4 protein-coding genes are annotated in these 2,904 nt (G+C 67.2%); all 4 read right to left on the bottom strand.

The features are described from left to right. The coding region (locus ACY69P_RS15790; protein WP_462328175.1) for a hypothetical protein at nt 1-214 on the bottom strand (214 nt) is incomplete at its 3' end. Continuing rightward, nucleotides 211-1,641, bottom strand: coding sequence for an NAD(P)H-dependent oxidoreductase (locus tag ACY69P_RS15785; RefSeq protein ID WP_462328174.1), 1,431 nt, complete (start codon nt 1,639-1,641; stop codon nt 211-213). The genes ACY69P_RS15790 and ACY69P_RS15785, both read right to left, overlap by 4 nt. Before the next feature lie 9 nt (nt 1,642-1,650). Next, a complete protein-coding gene (locus tag ACY69P_RS15780; RefSeq protein WP_462328173.1) occupies nt 1,651-2,655 on the bottom strand; it encodes an ATP-grasp domain-containing protein in 1,005 nt (334 codons plus the stop codon). 43 nt (nt 2,656-2,698) lie between these two features. After that, on the bottom strand, nt 2,699-2,904 hold a 206-nt coding region (locus ACY69P_RS15775; protein WP_462328172.1), incomplete at its 5' end, for a glycosyltransferase.

The following is a 2,904-nucleotide window of genomic DNA, read 5'->3' as shown; positions in this document are numbered from 1 at the left end:
ACAGGGCCTGCACGCCCGCCGCCACCTCGTCCACGCCATGCGCGCCGTAGCCCGGCAGGGGAACTGCCTCGCCAACGCCGCAGGAGCCGTCCGCCATCTGCACAAACACCCACACGACAGCAAATTCCTCAAGAGTGGCAAAGGACAACTGATACGGGGCCACAAGGGGCCGGCGCACCACGCCGCCGCAGGCAAAGTCCACAACAGCCGTCATAACGGGTACCCCCCGGCCAGCCGCCTGCGCGCCAGACTCCGCAGGCGGACGCGGCGGCTGTCCATGGCCTCGCGCCGGGCGGCCATAACGCGCGCCTCGTGCTCCGGGGCGTCGCGAAGGACGTAGCCGACAGGGTTGTAGCTCACCACGCCGTCCAGATACCGCGCCGCCGCCAGCCGGGCCGCGGCCACAAGCCGCCCCTGATGCACCAAGTGCCCAAAGGCCACGCCAAGGCGCTGCATATCGCCAACGCGTCCGTCCACAAGCTCCGCCCGCAAGGGCCGCGACACCACGGTATGCTGGCGGATAAGCGAGGTAATCACCCGTGCGTGCAGGTTCTCGTCCCCGCCCGCCTCCACAAGGGTCAGCGGGGCAAACAGCGTGTCCGACAGGGCATAGTCCCCGCGCCGCAGGTACCGCATGCGCTCCATGAACACCTGATACGCTGAGCGCACCAGCCCATAGTCCCCAACGGACACCGTCACCGGAACAATGATGTCCTGATCCAACAAACGCGGATGCAGCCCGGTAAAGTCGTCTTGCCCGCGGAGCAGGCAGCGGTAGTCCTCATCCGCGCCAACGCTGGCGGGGCACATGTCGCAGGCGCGGCAACGCTGGATATCCATGCGGGTAATGTCCATCACCTCGGCGTCCACCTCATCCGCAAACATCTCTGCCAACTCCGAGGCCGCGGCCACGCCCTCACGCCGGGCATCCTGCAGCACCACAAAGGCCACGCGGACTTTGTCGTCCAGCCGCCCGCCAACCTCGTGCCCAAGGAGCAGACGCGCCAGCCTGCGCCCCGTGCCTAGGGCCGTCGCGAGGCCCTGCTCGTCCTGCGGTGCGGTGCCAAAGGTTCCGGCGTGTACGGTGCCGCCGTACTGCGAGGTGGTTTCGGAGTCGTTGCCAACGGCCAGCATGCCAAGGCTGACCATGTCCAGCACCTGATAGATAAGCGCCGTCTCCTGCCCGCCATTGCGCTTTGCCCCCACAGCAACACCGCCGTACAGGGTGTTGGTCATGGCCTCGCGCAGGTAGCTGTCCGCCCGCAGCATGCCCACAAGCTCCTGCACAAGGCTGGAGCGGTCGCCAAAGTACACCGGGCCGGACAGCAGCACCGCATCGGCGGAGAGCAATTCCGCGCGCAGGTCCTCGGCATCGGCAACGGTGCGGTCCGGTAAAAAGTGCCACGACAGCGAGCGCCACCCAACGTCCGCGCCAAGGTCCTGCGCCGCCCACAGAGCCGCGGCAAGGGCCGCATCGGAGTTGCTGAGCCCGCGCGAGCCTTCACCGCGACGCGCCGCATCCGCCAGCCATGCGCCAAGGGCGTCCCGGCTTGGCACGTCCTCCAACCGGGCCAGAAGCGCGCTGGCATCCTCCGGACGTACTGCAGACCGTAAACTGCCCGCCAGACCAAGTACTTTCATGGCAACTCCTCAGGCAAAGGGGTCCACGAGGGCTTCATCACTCACCACCCGCGGCGCGTAGGCGCAGGTCACCGTCAGCATGGCGTACCCGTTCATGCGCGGCGGCACGTCCCCGCCCGCCAGCACGTCGAACAGATGCCGGAAAAAATTTTCTCCCGCAGGAATGCCCACAAGGGCCGAAGAATTGGAAAACCGGGGATTAATTTCCGTGACGGCATAGCCGCCCCGGTCGTCGGTCCACACCTGAAAGTTGCCGGGACCGTCGTAGGTCAGGGCCGCCACAATGCGCTGCGTCATGGACGCCACTTCCGGCGGACAGGGGACCGTTGTCCCCCGCGTAATACCGCCGCCCGCGCCCCAGCCGTGGCGGTGCAGGACCACCACCCGCCGCACACTGCCCCGGATGGCAAAGAAGTCTACATTCAGCTCGCGACGCCCCTCCAAGTGCTCCTGCACCAAATACCGCCCGGCGCGGTCACCAAGGCGCTCCTGCCACGTGGCAAGCTCCTGCGGGGTCTCGAGGCGCTGGAAGAAATAGTCCGGCGAGTTCTTCATGCCCGCGTGCCCGGGCTTCAGGCACACGGGAAAGGGTACGCGCGCCGGGTCCGCCGCCGCATCCGGCAGGGGCGCGGTCCACGGCAGGGGGATGTCCAGCTCGCGCAGAAAGGAATGCGTGCGCCACTTGTCCATGCACAGGTTCACCGTGTCCTGCGGCGCGCTCACGACGCTGGCGCCAAGCGCCCCGAACCGCTCATGCTGGGCGGCAAAGCGCTCCAAATCAAGGTCCGCCAGCGGCAGGATATGCGTGATTCCCTCCCTGCGGCAGATGGATTCCACAGCGTCCAGATAGGTGGGCGCGCCAGAGGGCGGCACCCGGTAGCACACGTCCGCCGCAATGACGCCCGGTGCGGTGTAGTCGATTTCCGTGGTCACCAGCCGCGTCACCTGCGGGCATTGCCGGATGGCATCCAGCAGAATATTGCGGCGTCCAGCCGTTGGGACAAGCACTCGCATTCAGGTCCTCCGTCCGCGCGTGTCCGGCGCGGTGGCAAATTGGTTATCCGGCCTTGTATGACGCGGGTTCCAGCATGGCGTCCCGGCACAGGACGGCGTACTGCTCCGCGTTTGTTGTCCATGAAAAGTCCTGCTCCACACGCCTCCGCCCCGCTACGCCATAGCGCCGCCGCAAAGCCGCATCGTCCAAGAGCCGCCTGAGGCCCCCGCGCAGGGCGTCCACGTCGCCCAGCGGGTACAGGATGCCCG

It is taken from the genome of Desulfobaculum sp. (genome assembly GCF_054921475.1).
The sequence above is the reverse complement of the archived record's forward strand: the minus strand, read 5'-3'. Positions and strand labels throughout refer to the sequence as shown.